Raw genomic sequence first — 19,235 nt, forward strand, 5'->3', positions numbered from 1 at the left:
ACAGACAGACAACTAAATCAATGAACGAATTTATTCCCGGCCAACGCTGGATTAGCAACACCGAATCTGAGCTCGGCTTAGGCATGGTATTGGAAGCCGAATACAATCGCGTCACGGTGCTTTTCCTGGCGACCGGCGATCGGCGGGTTTACGCGCGCGATAACGCTCCGCTGACGCGGGTCAGGTTCGCGGAAGGCGATACCGTCGAATCGGTGGAATACGTCAAGATCAGCGTACAGCAAGTGGACGAGCACGCCGGGCTGTTGACCTATATCGGTGTCGACGAAGACGGCGGATTGCAGCAAATTGACGAGATGGAACTCAACCACCATATTCAATTCAACAAGCCGCAAGATCGATTGTTCACCGGCCAGTTCGACCCGACCGCCTGGTATTTGCTGCGCTACGAAACCTGGCGGCGCCAGCAACGCCATCAACAGTCGGCGGTCAAGGGGCTGCAAGGCGCGCGCGCCGCGCTGATTCCCCATCAATTGTATATCGCGCATCAGGCCGCTAACCGCGCCGCGCCGCGCATTATGCTGGCGGATGAAGTCGGTTTAGGGAAAACCATAGAAGCCGGCTTGATCATTCAACACCGTCTGATTAACGGCTTGAGCGAACGAGTTTTGATTTTGGTGCCCGAAAGCCTGATGTACCAATGGTTGGTTGAAATGTTGCGGCGCTTCAATCTGCGTTTCAGCCTGTTCGACGAAACCCGTTGCATGTCGTTCAACGACGACGGCAATCCGTTTCAAAACGAGCAATTGATACTGTGCAGCCAACAGTTTTTTGCTGACTTTCCCGTTCGCCAGCCACAAGCGTTGGCGGCCGGCTGGGATATGGTCGTCGTCGACGAGGCCCATCATTTGGAATGGAGCGAGACCGCCCCCAGCGTCGAGTACCGTTTCGTCGAGCAGTTGGCGCAAGCGGTGCCGGGCTTGGTGTTGTTGACCGCCACGCCGGAGCAATTGGGCAAGGAGAGTCATTTCGCCCGCTTGAGATTGCTCGATCCCGATCGCTTCTACAGCTTTGCGCAATATCTGCAAGACGAAAAGCAATTCGAGCCGGTGGCGCAGTTGGCGAATCGGCTGATTTCCGGTGAGCCGTTAAACGAGGCAGAGCAAGTCGAGTTAGGCGAGTTGTTGAAACACGACAATGCCGAAGCATGGCTGAAGCAAGTCAACGACAGTAATGTCGGCGCGCGCGAGGAATTGATCAAGTTGCTGTTGGATCACCACGGCACGGGTCGGATCTTGTTCAGAAACTCCCGACATACGGTCAAAGGTTTTCCGGACCGGGAACGCCATGGTTATCCGATTCTCGGCGAGGACACCGCCGAACTCGCCGACAGTCCCTATCTGTTTTGGCTGATTGACACCTTGAAGACCCTCGGCGACGAGAAGGCGTTGCTGATTTGCCGGCGAGCCGACACCGTGATCCAGCTGGAGCAAATACTGCGACATCACGTGGGACATACCGCGGCGGTATTTCACGAGGGCATGAGTATCGTTGAGCGGGACCGAGCGGCGGCATTCTTTGCCGATGAAGACAGTCGGGCGCAGGTTCTGTTGTGTTCGGAGATCGGCAGCGAGGGGCGCAACTTTCAATTCGTGCGGCATCTGTTTCTGTTCGATTTGCCGGAAAACCCCGATTTGCTGCAACAGCGTATCGGCCGATTGGATAGGATCGGCCAAAAGCATGTGATACAGATCCACATTCCCTACCTGGTCGGCAGTTCGCGCGAGGTGTTGTTTCGCTGGTTCGACGAAGGTTTGGACGCGTTTCGACATAACGTTTCGGCGGCGTCGCAGGTGGCCAAAGCCTTGAGTGGGCCGTTGTCGGCGGCGTTGGCCAGTCGCGAGCGAGCAGCGGTTGAAGTGTTGATAGAAGAAACTCGCCAGCTGAATGCGCGCCTCGAAGCGGAATTGCAGAAGGGCCGCGATTTGTTGCTGGAACTGAACTCCTGCCGTCCGGAGCCTGCTCGGCAATTGGTCGAAGCCATTCACGCCAGCGAATCCGATGGCAGTTTGTGGCCTTATCTGGAGGATATTTTCGATTGCTACGGCGTCGACGTCGAGTACCACTCCAAGGCTTGCCATATCCTGCGGCCCAGCGAAAATCTGCGCATTTCGCATTTTCCGATGTTGCAGGACGACGGCTTGACCGTAACGGTGGCTCGGGATATTGCGTTGGCGCGCGAGGACATGTTGTTTCTGACCGCCGAACATCCGATGGTTTTGGCGGCGATGGATTTGGTGTTGTCTAGCGAGACGGGCAATGCCGCGGTCAGCGTGGTCAGGCATGCACAATTGAAGGCCGGCCAATTTTTGTTGGAATTGCTGTTCGTACTCGAGTGTAGTGCGCCGGCCGAACTGCAAATTGGCCGGTTTTTGCCGCATACGCCGATTCGGGTGTTGATAGACCAAAACAAGATGGATCTAACGGCGTCGGTCAGCCATGACAGTCTGATCGAAACCGGCGATAAGTTCGAGAAGGCCCAAATCAGTCAGTTTTTGAATAGCCAACGCCAGCATATTCAGGAGATGATCAAAGTAGCGGAACAAGCCGCTGGCGGCAAGGCCCAGCAATTGATTGGCGAAGCCACCAATCGAATGGTGGCGGCATTGACCGGTGAAATCAAGCGGATGGTCAGGCTGAAAAAAGTCAATCCGGCGATCAAGGATGCCGAGATCGAACAACTCAAGGAAATGACGATGTTATCGCACGAGAGCATACAGGACGCGCAATTGCGTCTGGATGCGGTTCGTTTCGTGATTACCGCTTGAGCCGGATCGCGCCGGACGGTGTTTTAATTGGTTTTGATCAACACGGTACTTTCGTCAAGTTCGACGCACTCGAACATCAGATCGTCTATCGACCCTTCGACGTGGTCGATGTAATGCAGGCCGCATTCGGATTCGCTGTGCTGATGCTTGATAACGCCGTGCACGCTGAACGGCGTGCCGGATTCCGGCAATATCATCGTGATCTTGATTTTGCCGACTATATCGTCCGCCAGCGGCTTGCGAAGCCGGACGCGAATGCCGCTGTAGCTAATATCGAGGATATCGGCCTCGAACGCCAGCTCCTTGGCTGTCGTGGGGTTGAAAACGATACCTGCCTGCAGGCCTCTAGGTCTTACTCTAAGGTGATTGCGCTTCTCGGGTTTCATCGTTTGGCTCCTGCGGAATGATGAAGGGCGTCCTTCCTCGGGTCATAAAATTTCAGAATAAATATAGCCGTATTTTGGACACGGTTGTCATGTCCCGAATTTTTTCCAAATTTTCCCGAATTATATGACGGAAACAACATAAGGTTAATCCATGCTATTTTCAGAACTCGGTCTTTCCGAGCAAATTCTTAGAGCCGTTGCCGAACAAGGTTACGAAACGCCTACTCCGATTCAGGAGCAAGCGATCCCGGTGATATTGCAGGGGCGGGACGTGCTGGCCGGTGCTCAGACCGGCACCGGCAAAACCGCGGGCTTTACACTGCCTTTGTTGCAATTGCTGCAACAAGCGCCTGTGAGGAAAAAGCCCCGACCTATTCGGGTGTTGATCCTAACGCCGACCCGCGAACTGGCGCTGCAGGTCTACGAGAGCGTTTGCTCTTACGGTAAGCATCTGCCGTTTTTTGCGGAAGCGATTTTCGGGGGCGTCAGCAGCAAGCCGCAAATCCAAAAATTGCAGCGCGGAACCGATATCGTGGTTGCGACTCCCGGCCGCTTGTTGGATTTGATCCAGCAAGGCTATGCGGACCTGTCGCAAATCGAGTATTTCGTGCTCGACGAAGCCGACCGGATGCTGGATATGGGGTTTATCCGCGACATCCGCAAAATTATCCAATTATTGCCGGCACGGCGCCAGAATCTGTTGTTTTCGGCAACGTATTCGCCGGAGATCAGCACGCTGGCTGAACAATTGTTGAGCGACCCGGTCGAGATTGCCGTTGCCAAACGCAATTCGGCGGCGGAAACCGTGTCGCAGTTGGTCTACGGTATCAAGCGCGAGTCCAAGCGCGAATTGCTGGCGCATCTGATCGGCGACGGCCGGTGGCAGCAGGTGCTGGTTTTCGTGCGTACCAAGCACGGCGCGGATCGCTTGTGCAAGCAGCTGATCAAGGATGGCATACGCTGCGCGGCCTTGCACGGCGACAAGAGCCAGGGAGCCAGGACCCGCGCGCTGGACGATTTTAAAAGCGGTGCGATCACGGCACTGGTGGCGACCGACATCGCCGCACGCGGGCTTGATATCGACCAGTTGCCGCATGTTGTCAATTACGATCTACCGCAAGTCGCCGAGGACTATGTGCATCGCATCGGACGCACTGGCCGGGCCGGCGCGGAAGGGCAGGCAATCTCGTTGGTCGATGCTGAAGAAGCGCAATTGTTGGCGGCAATCGAAAAACTCCTGAAAAAGTCGATTCCGCGGGTTGCCGATACAGGCTACGAAAAAGTGTCGCTGGAACCGGTTTCCGCCAAGTCTCAGTCCAAGGCCAAGCCTAAGGCAGCGGCTAAACCTCGGTCGCAAGCTCGGCCCGGCGACCGTCCGGGCGAACGTGCTCGGGGCGGCCGGCCGCCTCGAGCCGCTGCCGGTGGCGCGCGCGGGCGATGAGTGGGCCCGTCGCTTAGTGGATAGGCTACAACAGATGTATAGGATTTAGTTGTGCTTAGGCCTGAATGATTCGCTCGGTTACTTGCTTGATTTCGACGGCGCTATTTGCGATAGCGTGGTGGAAGCCGTGGGCTGTGGGCGCGGTTTCAAGTAAGTGATAGTGATCCGGACCTACGCTAATCACGCGTTGGTATGACTGAGTTTGAAGTTCGCGCAGATAAGCGATCGAATGGGTCTTGATCAAGCAATAAACCGTATCGCCTTCCTGTAGAGCCATATCGCGGGCCGCGCCGTGGGTAATTTCGGCCAGCAACGCGCCGCCGCAATCGATTTGCACAATTAAGCTCTCTCCGCTGGGAATAAGCGCGCAGATGCGGCCCTTGATCTGGTTCTGGATCGAAATGCCGCTTAAGTAGCCGCGCGACAGCGCGATGTCGTTGGCGCGGATCGATACCTGGGTCCCGCTGCCCGGAGCCAATTGCGGCCTCAGCGGCAGCGCCAACGGCAGCCCGAAACTGTCTGCCTGGGTGTGGCCGGCGGAATGGTCGTGATGACGTATGGTGACTGGCAGCAAATTGTCTATCTGACGCATGCCCAGATAGCGAAGCATGCCTTGTCCCTTGGCGATTTCCGGTAATGAGCCGCTACGCGTCACCTTCCCCTGATCCAGCACGATCAATTGGTCGGTCAAGTCGAGGATTTCCCCTAAGGATTGACTGGCGTAGAGTGCGGGCAGGTTGAGTTCGATTTGAGCGCGCTTGAGCAGTGCCAATAGCAGCGGCCGGTAGTCGTGGCCTATCGTCGCAAAGGTGTCGTCCAGCAGGAGCAAGCGCGGCGACTTCACCAGCGACCGGGCCAAGGCCACCCGTTGCCTTTCCCCGGCTGAAAGCAGCGGTAAGGGTTGGTCGAGCAGACTGCCCAATTCGAGTAACTCGATCAAGAACGGTAGCTTGAAGTTTCTCCGATGCCTCAGCGTGCGCTCGCGGGTGGCGTTCAAGTTTTCGCGGACGGTTTCGGACGGATCGGCGCAATCCAGTTGTAGTACGGCGCCTACCGGACGTTGTTCGCGCGGCATGACGATACCCTTGCGACTGTCGAACAAGATCTTGCCGTCGACCAGAATGTAGCCGCTATGCGGCTGAATGGCGCCTGCGATCAAGCCCAGCAAGGTGCTTTTGCCGGCGCCGGATTTCCCGAGCAGGCCCATGCTGTTGTCATTGATCGCCAGCGATGTGGTCAGGTCGAAATGGCCTCTGCGCAATTTGACGTTCATTTCTAACAACATGGTGGCCTCGCTAGTTTGGTGGGTGATCGTTGCTCTCGAAGAGCCAGGGTTAACCGGCGAACGCTATCGTCAACGCCCCGACTTAAAGATCGCGCTTGTCGGCAGGTTTTCTTTGACAGCTTGGCCGGAACAGGTGTTTCAGTAACAAACGAAGCGGATATTCGGTATATCATATTATATATATCGAAAGACGTGATTGTTCGTGAAACGGTTCGGGACTAACGCTGATCGAGTGCGATAGTGGCGATTTGACTGAAAGTTGTCGCACTTTGCTTGATGGGCATAATCCACGTATTTACAAGCAGTTTTTGGGCCATGGCTCTGGCCGTGGACGAGCGCGGTAGGGCATTAGCGAATTGGGGTAGTGTGTTTGGCGAGGTAGTTCGTTAATTATATTTGAGTATATCGATTCGGTAGGGGCGCTGCAAAATAGTGTTAAAGCCTACAACGGCGAACCGAAAAATCGCGTGGAATTTGTAGTGTTTGCGACATTGTTGGCGGTCGCTGTCGGCAAATCGGGGTTTTCCGATAAGCCGGAATGACCCCAATTCGTGAATAGCCCCAGTTGCGATAAGGGTATGCTTGGCTGGCAAGGCTCTTGCTTAATTAAATTGAACCGAATTTTTTATCTATTAGGAGATGTTTCCGATGTTACTCGACAGTTACAACAGCCAAGGCCTATTGACCATTTCTACGGTATTGGGCAAAACCAGCACTGCGGGTCTGACTGCTTGGCGCGGCGACTTAGTGCTGATCGAAGGTGCCATGCGCGAAGGCGCGACCAATCCCAACGACCGTAACCCGCCCAAATTATTGATCCAGCAAGCGGCGATGCTGGCCGATAGCGACAAGATCTTGTTTTTAAACGGTATGGTCTATCAGTTGGAGTCCCTTGCACTATTCGTCGAGAAATATAAAGCCGGTTTGACCGCCGATACCTTGGCTTTGATTTACGTCGAAAACATCGCCGCTCCAATGGTTGTCGAATTGGAAGGTTATACATTCAAATTGTTGCCGTACAGTGAGGGCATGGTCTGGAACGAAACGATGGAATTTCTGTACATCGAGAAAGCAGACTTGAAAGGCCAGTCCGCCGAAGACAAAGTCATCACCGTGTACGACGCGGCAAAAAGCTTTAAATTTAAAGGCGAAACGTTGAGCTACGAAGCGGCGTTGACTAAAACCATCGAAGTTAAACGCGAAGCAAGCTACGGTCCGGTGTAACGGGTCGGCGAAGCGAAACGGGGGTGAGGACTTATGAAAAACTTTAAGACGCTTACGGTGGCCGAATCCGAAGCCTTGATCGCCGAACAGCAGCCGATGATCTTGGATTGCCGGGACCTTAAGGACTATAAGGCAGGACATATCGACAATGCGATGCACGTACACGAACAGTTGCGCGACACCTTGATCAGAAAAGCCGATAAGTCCAAGCCCATGCTGATTTATTGCTATTACGGCCATGCCAGCGAGCATATGGCGGAAATGTTCGGAGATTTCGGTTTTCAGCAGGTATACAGCATGGCCGGCGGTTACGCCGACTGGAAAGAACAGCACAAACTTTAGGGGTAACGCTATGGAATTATCAAGAGATATCGCGCTCCGCATTGCGTTGGCGTCAAGAGTGTTGCCCGGCGTGGATGTGGCGTCGCTGATTGGAATTCTGCACGAAAAAGTCGGTTCGCCGTTGACCGACGAACGCCTGAAAACCATTACCGTCACCAATTTGAAAACCGGGATTGGCAGCCACGACGGCGAGGAAGATGGCGAGGATATCGACATTGGATTGGCCAACATCAAATTGGCAGTGCGTTATCTATGGGGCGAGGAAGACGGTGACGAGGGCTTGCCGGAAATCCTCCCCTACAAGGAAGGCGACATGCCGGAATCGATCCGGGTCGCGATCGCATCCAACAGCGGGCAGTCGTTGAACGGGCATTTCGGCTCGTGCATCCGGTTTTTGGTGTATCAATTGTCCAAGGACGCCATGCGATTGGTGGATATCCGCTCTACGGTGGAAGCCGATACCGCCGACGATAAAAACCTGTTCCGGGCCGAGTTGATCAAGGACTGCCATGTGTTATTCGTGCAGTCTATCGGTGGACCGGCCGCCGCGAAAGTGATTCGAGCCGATATTTATCCGATCAAGATCCCGGACGTGATCGAAGCTGAAGCACAGTTGCGCGAGTTTCAGAAAGTGTTTGACGCGCCGCCGCCGTGGATGGCCAAGGCATTGGGTAAGAGTGCCGAGGAGCGCAAGCGCTTCGCTCACCAAGATTGAATGAGGGCCGGAGTACACAATTTCGGTGTGCTCCGGTTGTTCGGTCTAACCGGACTTAGTCCGGAGTCTTCAAGACTTTTCCATGGTCGCGATAAAGCTATCCGCTTCGTTGATCGATTTTTCCATTTCAAGGACTAGCGCGGAAACATCCGATTTCACGCTATCGAGCTGGCCTTTTAGCGAAGCGATGGCCTGAGCATTTAAATTGTGCTTTAGAAACAAGACTTGGTCTTTGAAGACATTCAGTACCGGCTCCAGTTTGGACTCCGCTTTGCGCATTGCTGTCAGCAATTGCCGGTACTGGGTTTTCGTTACGGTCAGTTTTTTGCTGCTGGTTTGTCTGAGCGAGGCGTTGGTGTATTCCCTAAGTTCGGCTTCCCATTCGGCAAACAACGCTTCCGAAACGTCCTCGATATCGGCGATGCGTTTGTGAATTTCATCCGCCTTCCGCACGCTGGCATCATACTCGTCGTTTAGTTTCCGGTAGGTTGATTCCAGGTCGCCACCCTGAAAATTGGTCAATACGGTGAACTGTTCCAGTGCCGATTTGAATTGTTGCTTGGTTTCCTCCTGGGTCTCGCGGGCTTTTTCGACCCGATGTACCATGACTTCCCGCTTAGGAATGCCCAGTTTTTCCAGGCCGCCGTAATAGGCTTTCGAGCAAGCGGTAGCGGTCAGTGCAATCAGTACAAGGGTGCAATGTAAGCGACTTTTCATTGGGTCACCAGGAGAGGTTAAGGGGAAAATTGCCGCAGTGTAAAGCCAGTTTCCGGCTAAGGCTAGCCCGGAAATCGGCTTCGACAATACTGGCGGATTGCCAACCAGTCGCGAATTTTTCGACAAAGAGTGCGATATTCCTCCAATAGTCGGTCACTGAGGTTGGCATTTGATCAAGAACTGGCTTTTACTTAGTCCCGACGCCGCCAAGTCGAATAGCGATGACTTTGGTGGGTGGATTTATTAAAGCTGTTTCTTATCAAATGTCGCGGAGGTTGTCATGAACGAATTTAAAAAAGATTTAATGATAGGGGTTATTTCATTTACCGGTATTGTCGGATTTATTTCCGGCGAGTTTATTCTTTCGACTTTAATGTTCGGTGTAGCGGCTTTAATGAGTAATATCGCGGCCGAACCCACTTATCCGGTTAAGCAGTCTGTCTGATTCTCCATTGGCGGAGATTCGCAAACGAAGCATCCATCGTTCGTTTGTTTCCACGGCCTCGCAATCCCCAGGGTTGCGAGGCTTTTTTTTACGCCTTCGAAATTTGATCGCATCAGGTTTTTTTGGCCGGTAAGCCGCGCAGGAAGTTAAGCTTTTCTTTAATTTTACTTTCCAACCCGCGTTCGACCGGAAAGTAATAACGGCGGTTTTGTAAGGCGTCGGGGAAATAATTTTCGCCAGCGGCGAATGCTTGATCTTCGTCGTGTGCGTAGCGATATTCGGCGCCATAGCCTAAATCCCGCATCAGACCGGTCGGTGCGTTTCGTAGATGCATTGGAACTTCCAGCGAGCTGCTTTTTTTGGCATCGATCATTGCCGCCTTGTAGGCCGTGTAGACGGCGTTGCTTTTCGGTGCGCACGCAAGATAGGTTACCGCTTGCGCCAAAGCCAGCTCGCCTTCAGGGCTGCCCAGTCTTTCGTAGGCCTCGGTAGCGTTTAGCGCGAGTTGTAAGCCGCGCGGATCGGCGTTGCCGATGTCTTCGGCGGCCATTCGAATCACGCGTCGGGCAATGTAAAGCGGGTCGCAACCACCGTCCAGCATCCGGGCAAACCAATACAATGCCGCATCAGGATCGGTGCCGCGCACTGATTTGTGCAAAGCGGAGATTTGATCGTAAAAAATATCGCCGCGCTTGTCGAAGCGGTTTGCGTGGCCTTGCAGGACTTCGTCGATCATTCCAGGCTTAACGACTTCTCGTCCGTCCGCGGTCTCGGCTAGGTCGGCGGCAATTTGCAGAATATTCAGACTTCGTCGGGCGTCACCATCGGCGGCCTTGGCGATCATCGTCAGAGTTTCGCGGTCTATCTCGATCGGCCGCAGACCCAAGCCGCGCTGTTTATCTCTTAGCGCACACTCCAGCAGTTCGATCAGCGCGTCGGTATCGAGGCTGAGCAGTACGTAGACTCGCAAGCGCGACAGCAGCGCGTTGTTCAGCTCGAACGACGGATTCTCGGTGGTGGCGCCGAACAGCACGATTGCGCCACTTTCGATGGGCGCCAGCAACGAGTCCTGCTGACTCTTCGAAAAACGGTGAATTTCGTCGATGAATACGATGGTATTCAAGCCCTGTCGAGCCTTGATTTCTTCAGCCTCGCCCACGGCGGCGCGAATCTCCTTGACACCGGCCATCACCGCCGACAACTCGATGATATGGCTATGGGTCATGCCGGCGATAATCTTGGCCAGCGTGGTTTTGCCGACTCCCGGCGGTCCCCAAAATACCAGCGAATGCAATACGCCGTTGTCGATAGCTGCCCGCAGCGATTTGCCTTTTGCCAGGAGGTGTTGTTGGCCGATAAATTCATCAAGGCTGCTTGGTCGCATTTTGGCGGCTAGCGGCATATAGGCGTCGCGAGGACCGGAGTATTTGCTATTCATGAATGACATAAGCGTGACGGTGACCATAGGGGAGCGGTCGCACGCTAAGCGAAACCGCGGCCGAAATAGATAGGCAATATCGGCTTTTTTTAATAGAATTGCCGGCCATTTTAGAGATTCCGCTCCCGAAAGCCATGGATTTAAAATTTCTTGATTTTGAACAGCCGATTGCCGAACTGCAAGCCAAGATTGAAGAGCTGCGCAAAGTCGAGCTAGACAACAACTTCGATATTTCCGAGACGCTGAAGCAGTTGGAGCAGAAATGCGAGAGCCTGACCGAGAGTATTTTCAGCGACTTGTCCGACTGGCAGATTTCCCAATTGTCGCGCCATCCGGGACGGCCCTACACGCTGGATTATATCTCGTTAATTTTCACCGAATTCCATGAGTTGCATGGCGATCGCGCATTCGCGGACGACCCGGCCATCGTTTGCGGCTTAGCGCGCTTGGAGGGTCGGCCGGTCGTCGTGATCGGTCATCAAAAAGGTCGAGACACTAAGGAAAAAATTTACAGAAACTTCGGAATGCCGCGGCCGGAAGGTTATCGGAAGGCCTTGCGCGTCATGAAAATGGCCGAGCGCTTTCAGTTGCCGGTCATTTGTCTGATCGATACTCCCGGCGCCTATCCTGGCATTGGCGCGGAAGAGCGCGGTCAGAGCGAAGCGATTGCCCGTAACTTGTTCGAAATGTCCAAATTGCGGACACCGATTATCTGTACCGTGATCGGTGAAGGCGGCTCCGGTGGCGCGTTGGCTATTGGGGTGGGCGACCGTTTGCTAATGTTGGAATACAGTACTTACGCGGTAATTTCGCCGGAAGGTTGTGCGTCTATTTTATGGAAAAGCGCCGACAAGGCCCAGTTGGCTGCCGAGGCCATGGGCATAACCTCCGACCGCGTGCGCGAACAAGGCTTTTTGGACGAAGTCATCCGCGAGCCGGTCGGTGGCGGTCACCGCAATTTCGCCAAGATCGCCGCCAATTTGCAGGAAGCCTTGCTCAGGCATTTGGGTGAATTGCAGGCGGAAGCTGGCGACATGGACAAACTGTTGGAGAAACGTTATCAACGTATCATGCGTTTCGGCTCGTTCATTGAAGAGCCGGCCAAATAATTCCTTTGTCCGGAACATCAGCGTAGAAAAGGCCGATTTCTCTCGGCCTTTTTTTTGGAGCGTTGCCTTATGCTGAGCTTTCAGGCAGTGAGTTCCGCGCTGCCGGAGCGGGTTGGGCGTTTGTATGTCGCATACAGTGGTGGCGTGGACTCGCACGTACTATTGCACCTGTGCGCACGGCAACCGGATTGGCAAGCCAAGCTGTGCGGGGTCTACGTCGACCACCGCTTGCAAGCGAAGTCGACGGCCTGGGGCACCCATTGTCGTCGGCAATGCGAAGCGTTGGGTGTCGAGTTCTTGCTGCTGACTGTCGACGCCTCGGCTGCGCCGGGTGAAAGTCCGGAGGCGGCTGCTCGTCGCGCTCGATACGCCGCGCTAGCCGATTTGCTGGACCGCGACGATGTGGTGCTGGCGGCTCAGCACCGCGAGGATCAACTGGAAACGGTGTTGCTGCAACTATTTCGCGGAGCTGGCGTGGCTGGATTGGCGGCGATGCCTCGGATATCGCCGCTGGGCCGAGGGTCTTTGGTCAGGCCGCTGTTGAAAGTGGGCAAGGCCGAGGTATTGGTCTACGCGCGCCAGCAAGGCTTGGTTTGGATAGAGGATCCGAGCAATGCCACGAATGATTTCGACCGGAATTTTCTGCGAAACCAAGTTCTACCGCTACTGAAACAACGCTGGCCTGGGCTGGATAAAACGGTGGCGCGGTCGGCCGAGCTGTGTGGAGAGGCTGCGGAATGCCTGGACGAGTGGGCCGAAGCACAATTGGCCGCCGTATCCGGTTTGGACAGGGGCGAGCTGGCGATCGACCAACTGCCGGTTGCGGCAAGTCGCCGTCGCTTGCTGATTCGGCAATGGTTAGCTCGCAACGGCCTCCGGCCGCCGAGCCGAGCCATAACTGAAGCGATTCTGGCGCAGGTCGTCGATGCGCGTGGCGATGCGAACCCGCAATTATGTTATCAGGGCGCGCTGATTCGAAGATACCGCAAGCGCTTAGTTTGCGTGCCGGCCCATCCGGCTGTTCGCACGCACGGCGAAGTGGTTTGGCCTGACAATGCCCAGCAGATCGAATTGGGCGGCGGTTGTCGCTTGAGCAAGGAAGTTTCCGTTGACGGCATCGCTCAAGCGCTTTGGGATCGGGCTAGTGTCACGGTGAGGTTCCGGCGCGGCGGCGAAAAGTTGAAGTTGCCGGGGAGGGGCGGCCGGCATAGTTTGAAAAAGCTCTATCAGGCAGCCGGCACCCCTCCGTGGGAACGGGAGTGGAGGCCGTTGATATATCTGGATGGCCGCTTGGCGGCGGTGGCTGGCCTTTGGGTGGACGAGTGGGTCAGCGGTTCGAAAAACGAACCTTGCTACCGAGTGTCTTGGCAGTTTCGACAAAGCGTGTGATGATGAATGGATAAACCCTAGTCGGAGAAATGAGATGTTTGCCGAAGTTTTGCAGTCGGCGATCGTCGGCATGATGATCGCCATTCCCACTATCGTAATCTATAAAAAAGTGGGGTTGAATCCGCTTTGGGCTGGACTGGTTTTTATTCCGGTGTTCGGTTTATTAATCGTATTCATCCAGTTGGCCTTCGCGGAATGGCCAAACGCGCGGCGGGGAGGTTGAGATGGCGTTGTTTTTCATTTTGTTGCCCGTCTATATCTTGTTTTGTTTGTGGTTGGGATTTCGAATACTGCGGAAAGCCGGCTTTGATGGACGTTGGGTCATCGCATTATTGGTGCCGGTCTTGAATATCATCATGATTTGGGTGTTCGCATTCAGTCGATGGCCTGGTTTGCGGGAGGATGTCGATCAGGGGTTTTAGGTGGTATTTTGCTCTGATTTTCTTTTTATTCCCGAGATATTGGGTTCTCTAAAATTAGGTTGTGAAATGTTATGAATCTGAGGCATATTTGGTGGAGAATTGCTGCAATTAAAACGCCCGGCCAAGCTTTCGATGCGGTAGCTTCAGAGCTGACGCCATATTTTTATCGGCATTTTCAACGGTTAAATCGAGGCGTTTTTGCAATTGAGATCGTGAATTCCAATTTAGGGTTTTTCGCGGTTCTGAATTGGGCGCTGTTTGTTTTGCATTTCTGTAAGAAGCAGGGTTTAGTACCCTATTTAGAATTTACTACGAAGAATTATTCGGATCCGGTTTTGGGGCGCGATTGGTTTAAGTATTATTTTTCTAATCGAGCAATGTCAGCGGCCGGTTTCGCAGCCGAGTATAGGCCTTGGTTGGTTACCAAGGTTCGACGTATCAGAGATTTACGGATGCCGGGTTGGTGTTTTCACGATTTGAGCTTGGAACAAGCCGGCGAGATTTTCCGTGAATATATTGAGTTCAATCCGGTGATTTCCGCCGAGGTGGAAGCGTTCGTTGCCGAGCATTTTGCAGGTAAGTATGTTTTGGGGGTTCATTTTCGAGGTACCGATAAAGTAGTCGAGGCGCCACAAGTCGCTTGGGCGTATTGTGAACAAACGATTCGAAATTTTTTAGCGGATCACCCCAGCGTCGATGTTCTATTTGTCGCTAGTGATGAAAGTCGTTTTATTCAATATATGCTGGAAAAATTTCCAGATATTGCTGTGGTGAGCCATCAGGACCATTTTCGCAGCGATGGCATTAAGGCAATTCATAGTCTCGATGGGGGCGGCGATAATTATTCGAAAGGATTCGATGCGTTAGTTAATTCTTTGTTGTTGTCGAAATGCGACGCACTAATCCGGTCGTCGTCATTTTTATCAGCTTGGGCGTCGATTTTTAATCCAAAAGTGCCGGTGGTTTTGTTGAACAAGCCTTTGGAAGATGCGTTATGGTTTCCTGAGGTAGAGATAATGAAGCGTTCCTTGGATCATTACTTGCCTGATTTCACTGAATAGGAAGCTTGTATGAGAGTCCTGCTAAGCCTATTGAAGAGGCTGGGAAAAAAAGTCAGTCTGGATGTTGCGTATAATTTCGTTCAGTTAAATTATCCAATTTGGGTTTTTTACTTTAAGAAACTGACGTTGCCGAATTTTGGCGGTCGCCACGAGATTAAAATTTCTGGTAAGCCCGCTATCTACGATGTATTCGTTTCCGGCGATAAAAATTACGTGGTAGCTATTGGTAGATATGACCGCGTTGCCGACTGGAGTAGATTAATATGCGTATTCGACTCAGGTTGCGAAGTTATTGGGCAGGTCGTTGAGGATTTTGCCGATGAAAAGGAGGCTTATCAGGTTTCAATCATTAAATATTTGATTCCCTCTGGTTTTCGGAGTAAGCCCGTGGTTTTGATTACGTTAAAGTTGGACGGTAGTCAAATCGTTAACTCTCTCCAGCTTTCGAATCATTCGGTCGAATTGCCGCGGCATAAGCTAAGTGTGACGACGTTGATGAAGGATGAAGATAGGTTCATCCCTGAGTGGATCGCATATTATCGTATGATAGGCGTAAGTCATTTCTATATATACGATAATCGTAGTTTAAAAAGAAGGCGGATACGTAACTTGTTGGCGCCTCTAATAGCCCAGGGAATTGTGACGTTGATAGATTGGGATTATCCTTACGTGTCCGGTGCTCCCGATAATAGCTGGCGTTTTTGTCAGCGAGGACAGATGCACCATTGTTTATACAAATACGGTAGTTTTTCCGATTGGATGTTGTTTATCGATGTTGATGAGTTTATCTATCCTGTTAATGCCGAGCAAGATTTTTTGAAGTTTTTAGAGAGTCGAGAGCATCCAAATATAGCCGCGTTGCAGTTCAAGATGATCTGGTTTGGAAATTCAGGATTTGAACAGGTTCCTAAGGGTTTAATTATTAATAATTATATTCGACGTTCTCCGGAGGTTTTGTCCTTAGGTCGAGAGAAATGTGCTGTCCGGCCTCAGTTAACGAAGCTAATGTTTATTCATGGGGTTAAGGCGTGTGAGGAAAATTCATGGATGGATGTGGTGTCTCCCGAAATGTTTCGGATTAATCATTATTATGCGACTAGTTCCAAGCGTCAATTTAAGGGGTATTCGGACCATAACGACGTGGAAGATACAGGAATGAGAAAATACGTTGACTCCGTGGAAGAGTATATTGGGAAAATATAGTTGTGCTATAAATTGATATTTATCTTGTATAAGCGCTTAACAACAAATCACCATGCATTAAAATAGCGAGATTTCAGGTGTGGTGGTAGCGACAGAATGCGGGCAAGAGCAATAGAATTGAACGAAAGCGAACGAGAGCAGCTCCAGCAAATTATCAAAAAAGGGAGCGATTGGCGAGAACGGGAGCGGGCACAGACCATTTTGATGTTAGCCAATGGCCAGACAGTCATTGCGATTGCAGAACAGCAAGGCGTGAAACCGGAAGCTATACGGGAGCGGCGGCGGAAGTGGTGGAGAAATGGGCTGAACAGTTTACCGGATCAACCCCGCAGTGGTGCACCAAGTAAATTGACTGACGCGCATCGATGCCGGCTCAAAGAATGGATCGATGCGGAACCTTTAAACTGCCGGGCATTGGTCAGTCGTCTAACGACGGAATGCGACGTGACGATTAGCGCCAGCACCTTGCGGAACGAGTTAAAACGGATGGGCTATGTATGGAAGCGCACCCGTTACAGTTTAAAAAAAAGCGTGATCCCGAGCGCTTCGAGCGGGCCCAACACGACATTGCCGCACTGATTCAGCAAGCGCAAGCCGGCGAAATCGAATTGGCCTATGTGGATGAGGCCGGATTTGCACCACAACCACCGAATCGTTCGGCTTGGACCAAAAGCGGAGAAGTTCATGCCATTACCGCTAAACGCGCGCAGCGGATGAACGTCATTGGCGCTTTGCTTTCATCGGGTCGATTAATGCTGACTAAGCTGTGGCAAAGCGTCAATGGTCTGTGGTTTTTTGGCTTTCTGATGGCATTGGTCCAACGCGTCAGCAAGCCATTGGTGGTGATTTTAGATAATGCGTCCATTCATACGGCCAAAAAACTGAAGCCGTATTGGGATTTGCTGGAAGAGAAAGGTATTCGATTTTATTTCCTGCCGCCCTATAGCCCTGAGTTGAATCGGATTGAATTGCTGTGGCATAAAATGAAATATGAATGGCTGCCATTCAAAACATTTATGCCGGATGAGCTTGAGCAGGCTATTGACGAAATTGGCCGAGGGTTTGGCTCACAATACACGCTAACTTTTTGCTAAGAGCTTAAGTACAGTTGGAAAAGGTTTTGTTAGAGCCCTTTCGAAGATGTTATACGTCTAGTAGTGAGCTATGTGCCCTCCAGCTGACAGAGGGATTCCATGTCATAACGTTGGGCGAAACGACGCAACGCTGACGAATCGAAAAATCTTTAGCGACTTTCCGGCGCCGCTTCCAATAGCGTTGGACTTTACGCCTTGTTGCTCGGCAATGGCCACGATTGTTTGACTGTGGGTAACATTAAAAATAATAAAGGTGTGCGCGATCTTGTTTTGCCAGTCGTTGCCCGTCTTTTTCTCGAGATCAGGCGCTTCGTGCGACATTTCGTCGCATTCTTGGCGTTTTAACGCTTGCTAACTTGATGTACGGCAGTTGTTGTCGTGAGCTTACTGTGAGGAATGTGCCTGAGCTTTTAGTGGTTGCTGTGGGGGCGCAAGGGCTAGATTTGCCCGGCAGGCATGGGACAAAGCTGTTAAAATTCCGGTTTAGTGTTGACCCCATTGCCAGACGCTAGACAAGGCGCAAATTTTTCATGACAAAATTCATCTTTATCACCGGCGGTGTGGTCTCCTCGCTGGGGAAAGGCATCGCTGCTTCTTCCTTGGCCGCAATTTTGGAAGACCGCGGCCTCAAGGTCACCATCACCAAACTCGATCCCTACATCAACGTCGATCCGGGCACCATGAGTCCGTTCCAGCATGGCGAAGTGTTCGTCACCGAGGACGGCGCGGAAACCGACCTGGACTTAGGCCATTACGAGCGGTTTTTGAAAACCACGATGGCCAAAAAAAACAACTTCACGACGGGGCAGGTATACGAACAAGTGCTTCGCAACGAGCGTAAGGGCGAATATCTCGGCGCGACGGTGCAAGTGATTCCGCATATCACCGATGAAATCAAGCGCCGGGTTTACGCCAGCGCGGAAGGCAAGGACGTGGCGCTGATCGAGGTCGGCGGTACGGTCGGCGACATAGAGTCGCTGCCGTTTCTGGAAACCATCCGCCAAATGGGCGTCGAATTGGGCCGCGACCGCGCGGTGTTCATCCATTTGACCCTAGTGCCCTATATCAAGTCAGCCGGCGAACTGAAAACCAAGCCGACCCAGCACTCGGTTAAGGAACTGCGCACCATCGGTATTCAACCCGATATTCTGATCTGCCGTTCCGAACAAACCATCCCGGCCAGCGAACGCCGCAAAATCGCGCTGTTCACCAACGTCAGCGAGAAGGCGGTCATCACCGCGATCGATGCCGATACCATCTACCGCATTCCGCTGCTGTTGCGCGAGCAGGGGCTGGACGACATCGTCGTCAACCAATTGCGTCTGGACGTGCCGCCCGCCGATTTGAGCGCGTGGGAAAAAGTCGTCGACGGCCTGACCCACCCAACCGACGAGGTGCAAATCGCCATCGTCGGCAAATACGTCGACCATACCGATGCCTACAAATCCTTGAACGAAGCCTTGTTGCACGCCGGCATTCATACCCGCCACAAGGTCGAGATCAAATACATCGATTCCGAAACCATCGAGCAGGAAGGCACCGCTCGGTTGAAGGATGTCGACGCCATTCTGGTGCCGGGCGGTTTCGGCGAGCGCGGCGTCGAAGGCAAGATTTCGACGGTGCGCTTCGCCCGCGAGAACAGAATCCCTTTTCTGGGCATTTGCCTGGGCATGCAATCGGCTGTGATCGAATTCGCCCGCAATGTGGTCGGCCTGGAAGGCGCCCACAGTACCGAATTTCTGCCGAAGAGCCCCCATCCCGTGATCGGCTTGATTACCGAATGGATGGACGAGGCCGGTGAACTGGTCACCCGCGACGAAGACTCCGACATCGGTGGCACCATGCGCCTCGGCGCGCAAAAATGTCGCTTGAAGGACGAATCACTGGCCTTCGAGGTGTATCGAAAAGACGTGATCACCGAGCGTCACCGCCACCGTTACGAGTTCAACAACCAGTATCTGAAACAACTGGAAGCCGCCGGCATGCGTTTTTCCGGCAAATCCTTGGACGGCCGGCTGGTCGAAATCGTTGAGCTGCCGGAGCATCCCTGGTTCCTGGCTTGCCAGTTCCACCCCGAATTTACATCGACGCCGCGCAATGGCCATCCCTTGTTTTCGGGTTTCGTCGAAGCCGCCGCCAAACACAAAAAAGCACTTTAACGAGCATAAACAACAAGGT

The 19,235-nt window shown here is 52.9% G+C and carries 20 protein-coding genes; 15 read left to right on the forward strand and 5 right to left on the reverse strand.

The genetic code is table 11. The features are described from left to right. The first annotated feature begins 20 nt into the window (after window positions 1-20). A complete protein-coding gene (gene rapA, locus ACQE3E_RS04670) occupies window positions 21-2,786 on the forward strand; it encodes an RNA polymerase-associated protein RapA (protein WP_313728856.1) in 2,766 nt (921 codons plus the stop codon). Window positions 2,787-2,809: 23 nt separating this feature from the next. Here the strand turns inward: rapA and ACQE3E_RS04675 are convergent, their stop codons facing one another. Next, window positions 2,810-3,172, reverse strand: coding sequence for a PilZ domain-containing protein (locus ACQE3E_RS04675; protein WP_071155148.1), 363 nt, complete (start codon window positions 3,170-3,172; stop codon window positions 2,810-2,812). A gap of 151 nt (window positions 3,173-3,323) precedes the next feature. Here ACQE3E_RS04675 and ACQE3E_RS04680 point away from each other — a divergent pair, with 151 nt between their 5' ends. Beyond that, window positions 3,324-4,613 carry a DEAD/DEAH box helicase gene (locus tag ACQE3E_RS04680; protein WP_313728854.1) on the forward strand — a complete coding sequence of 430 codons (1,290 nt, stop codon included), beginning with the start codon at window positions 3,324-3,326 and terminating at the stop codon, window positions 4,611-4,613. 55 nt (window positions 4,614-4,668) lie between these two features. Here the strand turns inward: ACQE3E_RS04680 and ACQE3E_RS04685 are convergent, their stop codons facing one another. Further along, window positions 4,669-5,898, reverse strand: a complete 1,230-nt coding sequence (locus ACQE3E_RS04685; RefSeq protein ID WP_313728853.1) for a molybdenum ABC transporter ATP-binding protein — start codon at window positions 5,896-5,898, stop codon at window positions 4,669-4,671. Window positions 5,899-6,546: 648 nt separating this feature from the next. Between ACQE3E_RS04685 and ACQE3E_RS04690 the strand changes: the two genes are divergently transcribed. The 3 genes from ACQE3E_RS04690 to ACQE3E_RS04700 are packed head-to-tail and all read left to right on the forward strand — an operon-like array spanning window position 6,547 to window position 8,179. Then, a complete protein-coding gene (locus ACQE3E_RS04690; RefSeq protein WP_313728852.1) occupies window positions 6,547-7,122 on the forward strand; it encodes a hypothetical protein in 576 nt (191 codons plus the stop codon). Window positions 7,123-7,155: 33 nt separating this feature from the next. Beyond that, window positions 7,156-7,464, forward strand: coding sequence for a rhodanese-like domain-containing protein (locus ACQE3E_RS04695; protein ID WP_064031031.1), 309 nt, complete (start codon window positions 7,156-7,158; stop codon window positions 7,462-7,464). Window positions 7,465-7,474: 10 nt separating this feature from the next. Further along, the gene (locus tag ACQE3E_RS04700; RefSeq protein ID WP_064031032.1) at window positions 7,475-8,179 is read left to right on the forward strand and encodes a dinitrogenase iron-molybdenum cofactor biosynthesis protein; all 705 of its coding nucleotides are present in this window, start codon (window positions 7,475-7,477) and stop codon (window positions 8,177-8,179) included. A 69-nt stretch (window positions 8,180-8,248) separates the two neighbouring features. On the opposite strand, the gene ACQE3E_RS04705 is transcribed toward ACQE3E_RS04700, so the two are convergent. Next, window positions 8,249-8,896 carry a DUF2959 domain-containing protein gene (locus ACQE3E_RS04705; RefSeq protein WP_313728851.1) on the reverse strand — a complete coding sequence of 216 codons (648 nt, stop codon included), beginning with the start codon at window positions 8,894-8,896 and terminating at the stop codon, window positions 8,249-8,251. Between the two features lie 280 nt (window positions 8,897-9,176). On the opposite strand from ACQE3E_RS04705, the gene ACQE3E_RS04710 reads away from it, so the two are divergent. After that, the gene (locus ACQE3E_RS04710) at window positions 9,177-9,341 is read left to right on the forward strand and encodes a hypothetical protein (protein WP_168031883.1); all 165 of its coding nucleotides are present in this window, start codon (window positions 9,177-9,179) and stop codon (window positions 9,339-9,341) included. Window positions 9,342-9,453: 112 nt separating this feature from the next. Here the strand turns inward: ACQE3E_RS04710 and ACQE3E_RS04715 are convergent, their stop codons facing one another. Then, window positions 9,454-10,779, reverse strand: a complete 1,326-nt coding sequence (locus ACQE3E_RS04715; protein WP_313728849.1) for a replication-associated recombination protein A — start codon at window positions 10,777-10,779, stop codon at window positions 9,454-9,456. 134 nt (window positions 10,780-10,913) lie between these two features. Here ACQE3E_RS04715 and accA point away from each other — a divergent pair, with 134 nt between their 5' ends. The 8 genes from accA (at window position 10,914) to ACQE3E_RS04755 (ending at window position 17,057) form a co-directional block, all read left to right on the forward strand. Then, a complete protein-coding gene (gene accA / locus ACQE3E_RS04720) occupies window positions 10,914-11,888 on the forward strand; it encodes an acetyl-CoA carboxylase carboxyl transferase subunit alpha (protein WP_064031034.1) in 975 nt (324 codons plus the stop codon). A gap of 69 nt (window positions 11,889-11,957) precedes the next feature. Next, the gene (gene tilS / locus ACQE3E_RS04725) at window positions 11,958-13,277 is read left to right on the forward strand and encodes a tRNA lysidine(34) synthetase TilS (RefSeq protein WP_313728848.1); all 1,320 of its coding nucleotides are present in this window, start codon (window positions 11,958-11,960) and stop codon (window positions 13,275-13,277) included. Between the two features lie 34 nt (window positions 13,278-13,311). Continuing rightward, on the forward strand, window positions 13,312-13,500 hold the full coding sequence (locus ACQE3E_RS04730; RefSeq protein WP_064031036.1) for a hypothetical protein: 189 nt from the start codon (window positions 13,312-13,314) through the stop codon (window positions 13,498-13,500). 1 nt (window position 13,501) lies between these two features. Continuing rightward, window positions 13,502-13,699, forward strand: coding sequence for a hypothetical protein (locus tag ACQE3E_RS04735; RefSeq protein WP_071154794.1), 198 nt, complete (start codon window positions 13,502-13,504; stop codon window positions 13,697-13,699). Between the two features lie 71 nt (window positions 13,700-13,770). Next, a complete protein-coding gene (locus ACQE3E_RS04740) occupies window positions 13,771-14,760 on the forward strand; it encodes a nodulation protein NodZ (RefSeq protein ID WP_082885668.1) in 990 nt (329 codons plus the stop codon). A gap of 9 nt (window positions 14,761-14,769) precedes the next feature. Beyond that, on the forward strand, window positions 14,770-15,963 hold the full coding sequence (locus tag ACQE3E_RS04745) for a glycosyltransferase family 92 protein (RefSeq protein WP_071154795.1): 1,194 nt from the start codon (window positions 14,770-14,772) through the stop codon (window positions 15,961-15,963). 96 nt (window positions 15,964-16,059) lie between these two features. Next, complete coding sequence (locus tag ACQE3E_RS04750; RefSeq protein ID WP_313728406.1) at window positions 16,060-16,542, forward strand: helix-turn-helix domain-containing protein; 483 nt, start codon at window positions 16,060-16,062, stop codon at window positions 16,540-16,542. Then, window positions 16,461-17,057, forward strand: a complete 597-nt coding sequence (locus ACQE3E_RS04755) for an IS630 family transposase (RefSeq protein WP_313728407.1) — start codon at window positions 16,461-16,463, stop codon at window positions 17,055-17,057. The genes ACQE3E_RS04750 and ACQE3E_RS04755 overlap by 82 nt, the downstream gene beginning before the upstream one ends. Before the next feature lie 102 nt (window positions 17,058-17,159). Here ACQE3E_RS04755 and ACQE3E_RS04760 read toward each other — a convergent pair whose 3' ends face one another. Continuing rightward, the gene (locus tag ACQE3E_RS04760; protein WP_281022433.1) at window positions 17,160-17,378 is read right to left on the reverse strand and encodes a hypothetical protein; all 219 of its coding nucleotides are present in this window, start codon (window positions 17,376-17,378) and stop codon (window positions 17,160-17,162) included. Between the two features lie 209 nt (window positions 17,379-17,587). On the opposite strand from ACQE3E_RS04760, the gene ACQE3E_RS04765 reads away from it, so the two are divergent. Continuing rightward, the gene (locus tag ACQE3E_RS04765) at window positions 17,588-19,216 is read left to right on the forward strand and encodes a CTP synthase (RefSeq protein WP_064031040.1); all 1,629 of its coding nucleotides are present in this window, start codon (window positions 17,588-17,590) and stop codon (window positions 19,214-19,216) included. Window positions 19,217-19,235 lie beyond the last annotated feature (19 nt).

Origin of the sequence: Methylomonas sp. MED-D (genome assembly GCF_050276835.1) — a bacterium.
GTDB lineage: Bacteria > Pseudomonadota > Gammaproteobacteria > Methylococcales > Methylomonadaceae > Methylomonas > Methylomonas koyamae_A.

What these genes read in the sequence shown, in the direction of transcription:
- ACQE3E_RS04765 (WP_064031040.1), top strand. Translation starts at nt 17,588, where the DNA reads ATGACAAAATTCATCTTTATCACCGGCGGTGTGGTCTCCTCGCTGGGG.
- ACQE3E_RS04715 (WP_313728849.1), bottom strand. Translation starts at nt 10,779, where the DNA reads ATGAATAGCAAATACTCCGGTCCTCGCGACGCCTATATGCCGCTAGCC.
- ACQE3E_RS04760 (WP_281022433.1), bottom strand. Translation starts at nt 17,378, where the DNA reads ATGTCGCACGAAGCGCCTGATCTCGAGAAAAAGACGGGCAACGACTGG.
- ACQE3E_RS04700 (WP_064031032.1), top strand. Translation starts at nt 7,475, where the DNA reads ATGGAATTATCAAGAGATATCGCGCTCCGCATTGCGTTGGCGTCAAGA.
- ACQE3E_RS04750 (WP_313728406.1), top strand. Translation starts at nt 16,060, where the DNA reads ATGCGGGCAAGAGCAATAGAATTGAACGAAAGCGAACGAGAGCAGCTC.
- ACQE3E_RS04710 (WP_168031883.1), top strand. Translation starts at nt 9,177, where the DNA reads ATGAACGAATTTAAAAAAGATTTAATGATAGGGGTTATTTCATTTACC.
- accA (WP_064031034.1), top strand. Translation starts at nt 10,914, where the DNA reads ATGGATTTAAAATTTCTTGATTTTGAACAGCCGATTGCCGAACTGCAA.
- ACQE3E_RS04745 (WP_071154795.1), top strand. Translation starts at nt 14,770, where the DNA reads ATGAGAGTCCTGCTAAGCCTATTGAAGAGGCTGGGAAAAAAAGTCAGT.
- ACQE3E_RS04685 (WP_313728853.1), bottom strand. Translation starts at nt 5,898, where the DNA reads ATGTTGTTAGAAATGAACGTCAAATTGCGCAGAGGCCATTTCGACCTG.
- tilS (WP_313728848.1), top strand. Translation starts at nt 11,958, where the DNA reads ATGCTGAGCTTTCAGGCAGTGAGTTCCGCGCTGCCGGAGCGGGTTGGG.
- ACQE3E_RS04695 (WP_064031031.1), top strand. Translation starts at nt 7,156, where the DNA reads ATGAAAAACTTTAAGACGCTTACGGTGGCCGAATCCGAAGCCTTGATC.
- ACQE3E_RS04690 (WP_313728852.1), top strand. Translation starts at nt 6,547, where the DNA reads ATGTTACTCGACAGTTACAACAGCCAAGGCCTATTGACCATTTCTACG.
- rapA (WP_313728856.1), top strand. Translation starts at nt 21, where the DNA reads ATGAACGAATTTATTCCCGGCCAACGCTGGATTAGCAACACCGAATCT.
- ACQE3E_RS04755 (WP_313728407.1), top strand. Translation starts at nt 16,461, where the DNA reads ATGGAAGCGCACCCGTTACAGTTTAAAAAAAAGCGTGATCCCGAGCGC.
- ACQE3E_RS04680 (WP_313728854.1), top strand. Translation starts at nt 3,324, where the DNA reads ATGCTATTTTCAGAACTCGGTCTTTCCGAGCAAATTCTTAGAGCCGTT.
- ACQE3E_RS04675 (WP_071155148.1), bottom strand. Translation starts at nt 3,172, where the DNA reads ATGAAACCCGAGAAGCGCAATCACCTTAGAGTAAGACCTAGAGGCCTG.
- ACQE3E_RS04705 (WP_313728851.1), bottom strand. Translation starts at nt 8,896, where the DNA reads ATGAAAAGTCGCTTACATTGCACCCTTGTACTGATTGCACTGACCGCT.
- ACQE3E_RS04730 (WP_064031036.1), top strand. Translation starts at nt 13,312, where the DNA reads ATGTTTGCCGAAGTTTTGCAGTCGGCGATCGTCGGCATGATGATCGCC.
- ACQE3E_RS04735 (WP_071154794.1), top strand. Translation starts at nt 13,502, where the DNA reads ATGGCGTTGTTTTTCATTTTGTTGCCCGTCTATATCTTGTTTTGTTTG.
- ACQE3E_RS04740 (WP_082885668.1), top strand. Translation starts at nt 13,771, where the DNA reads ATGAATCTGAGGCATATTTGGTGGAGAATTGCTGCAATTAAAACGCCC.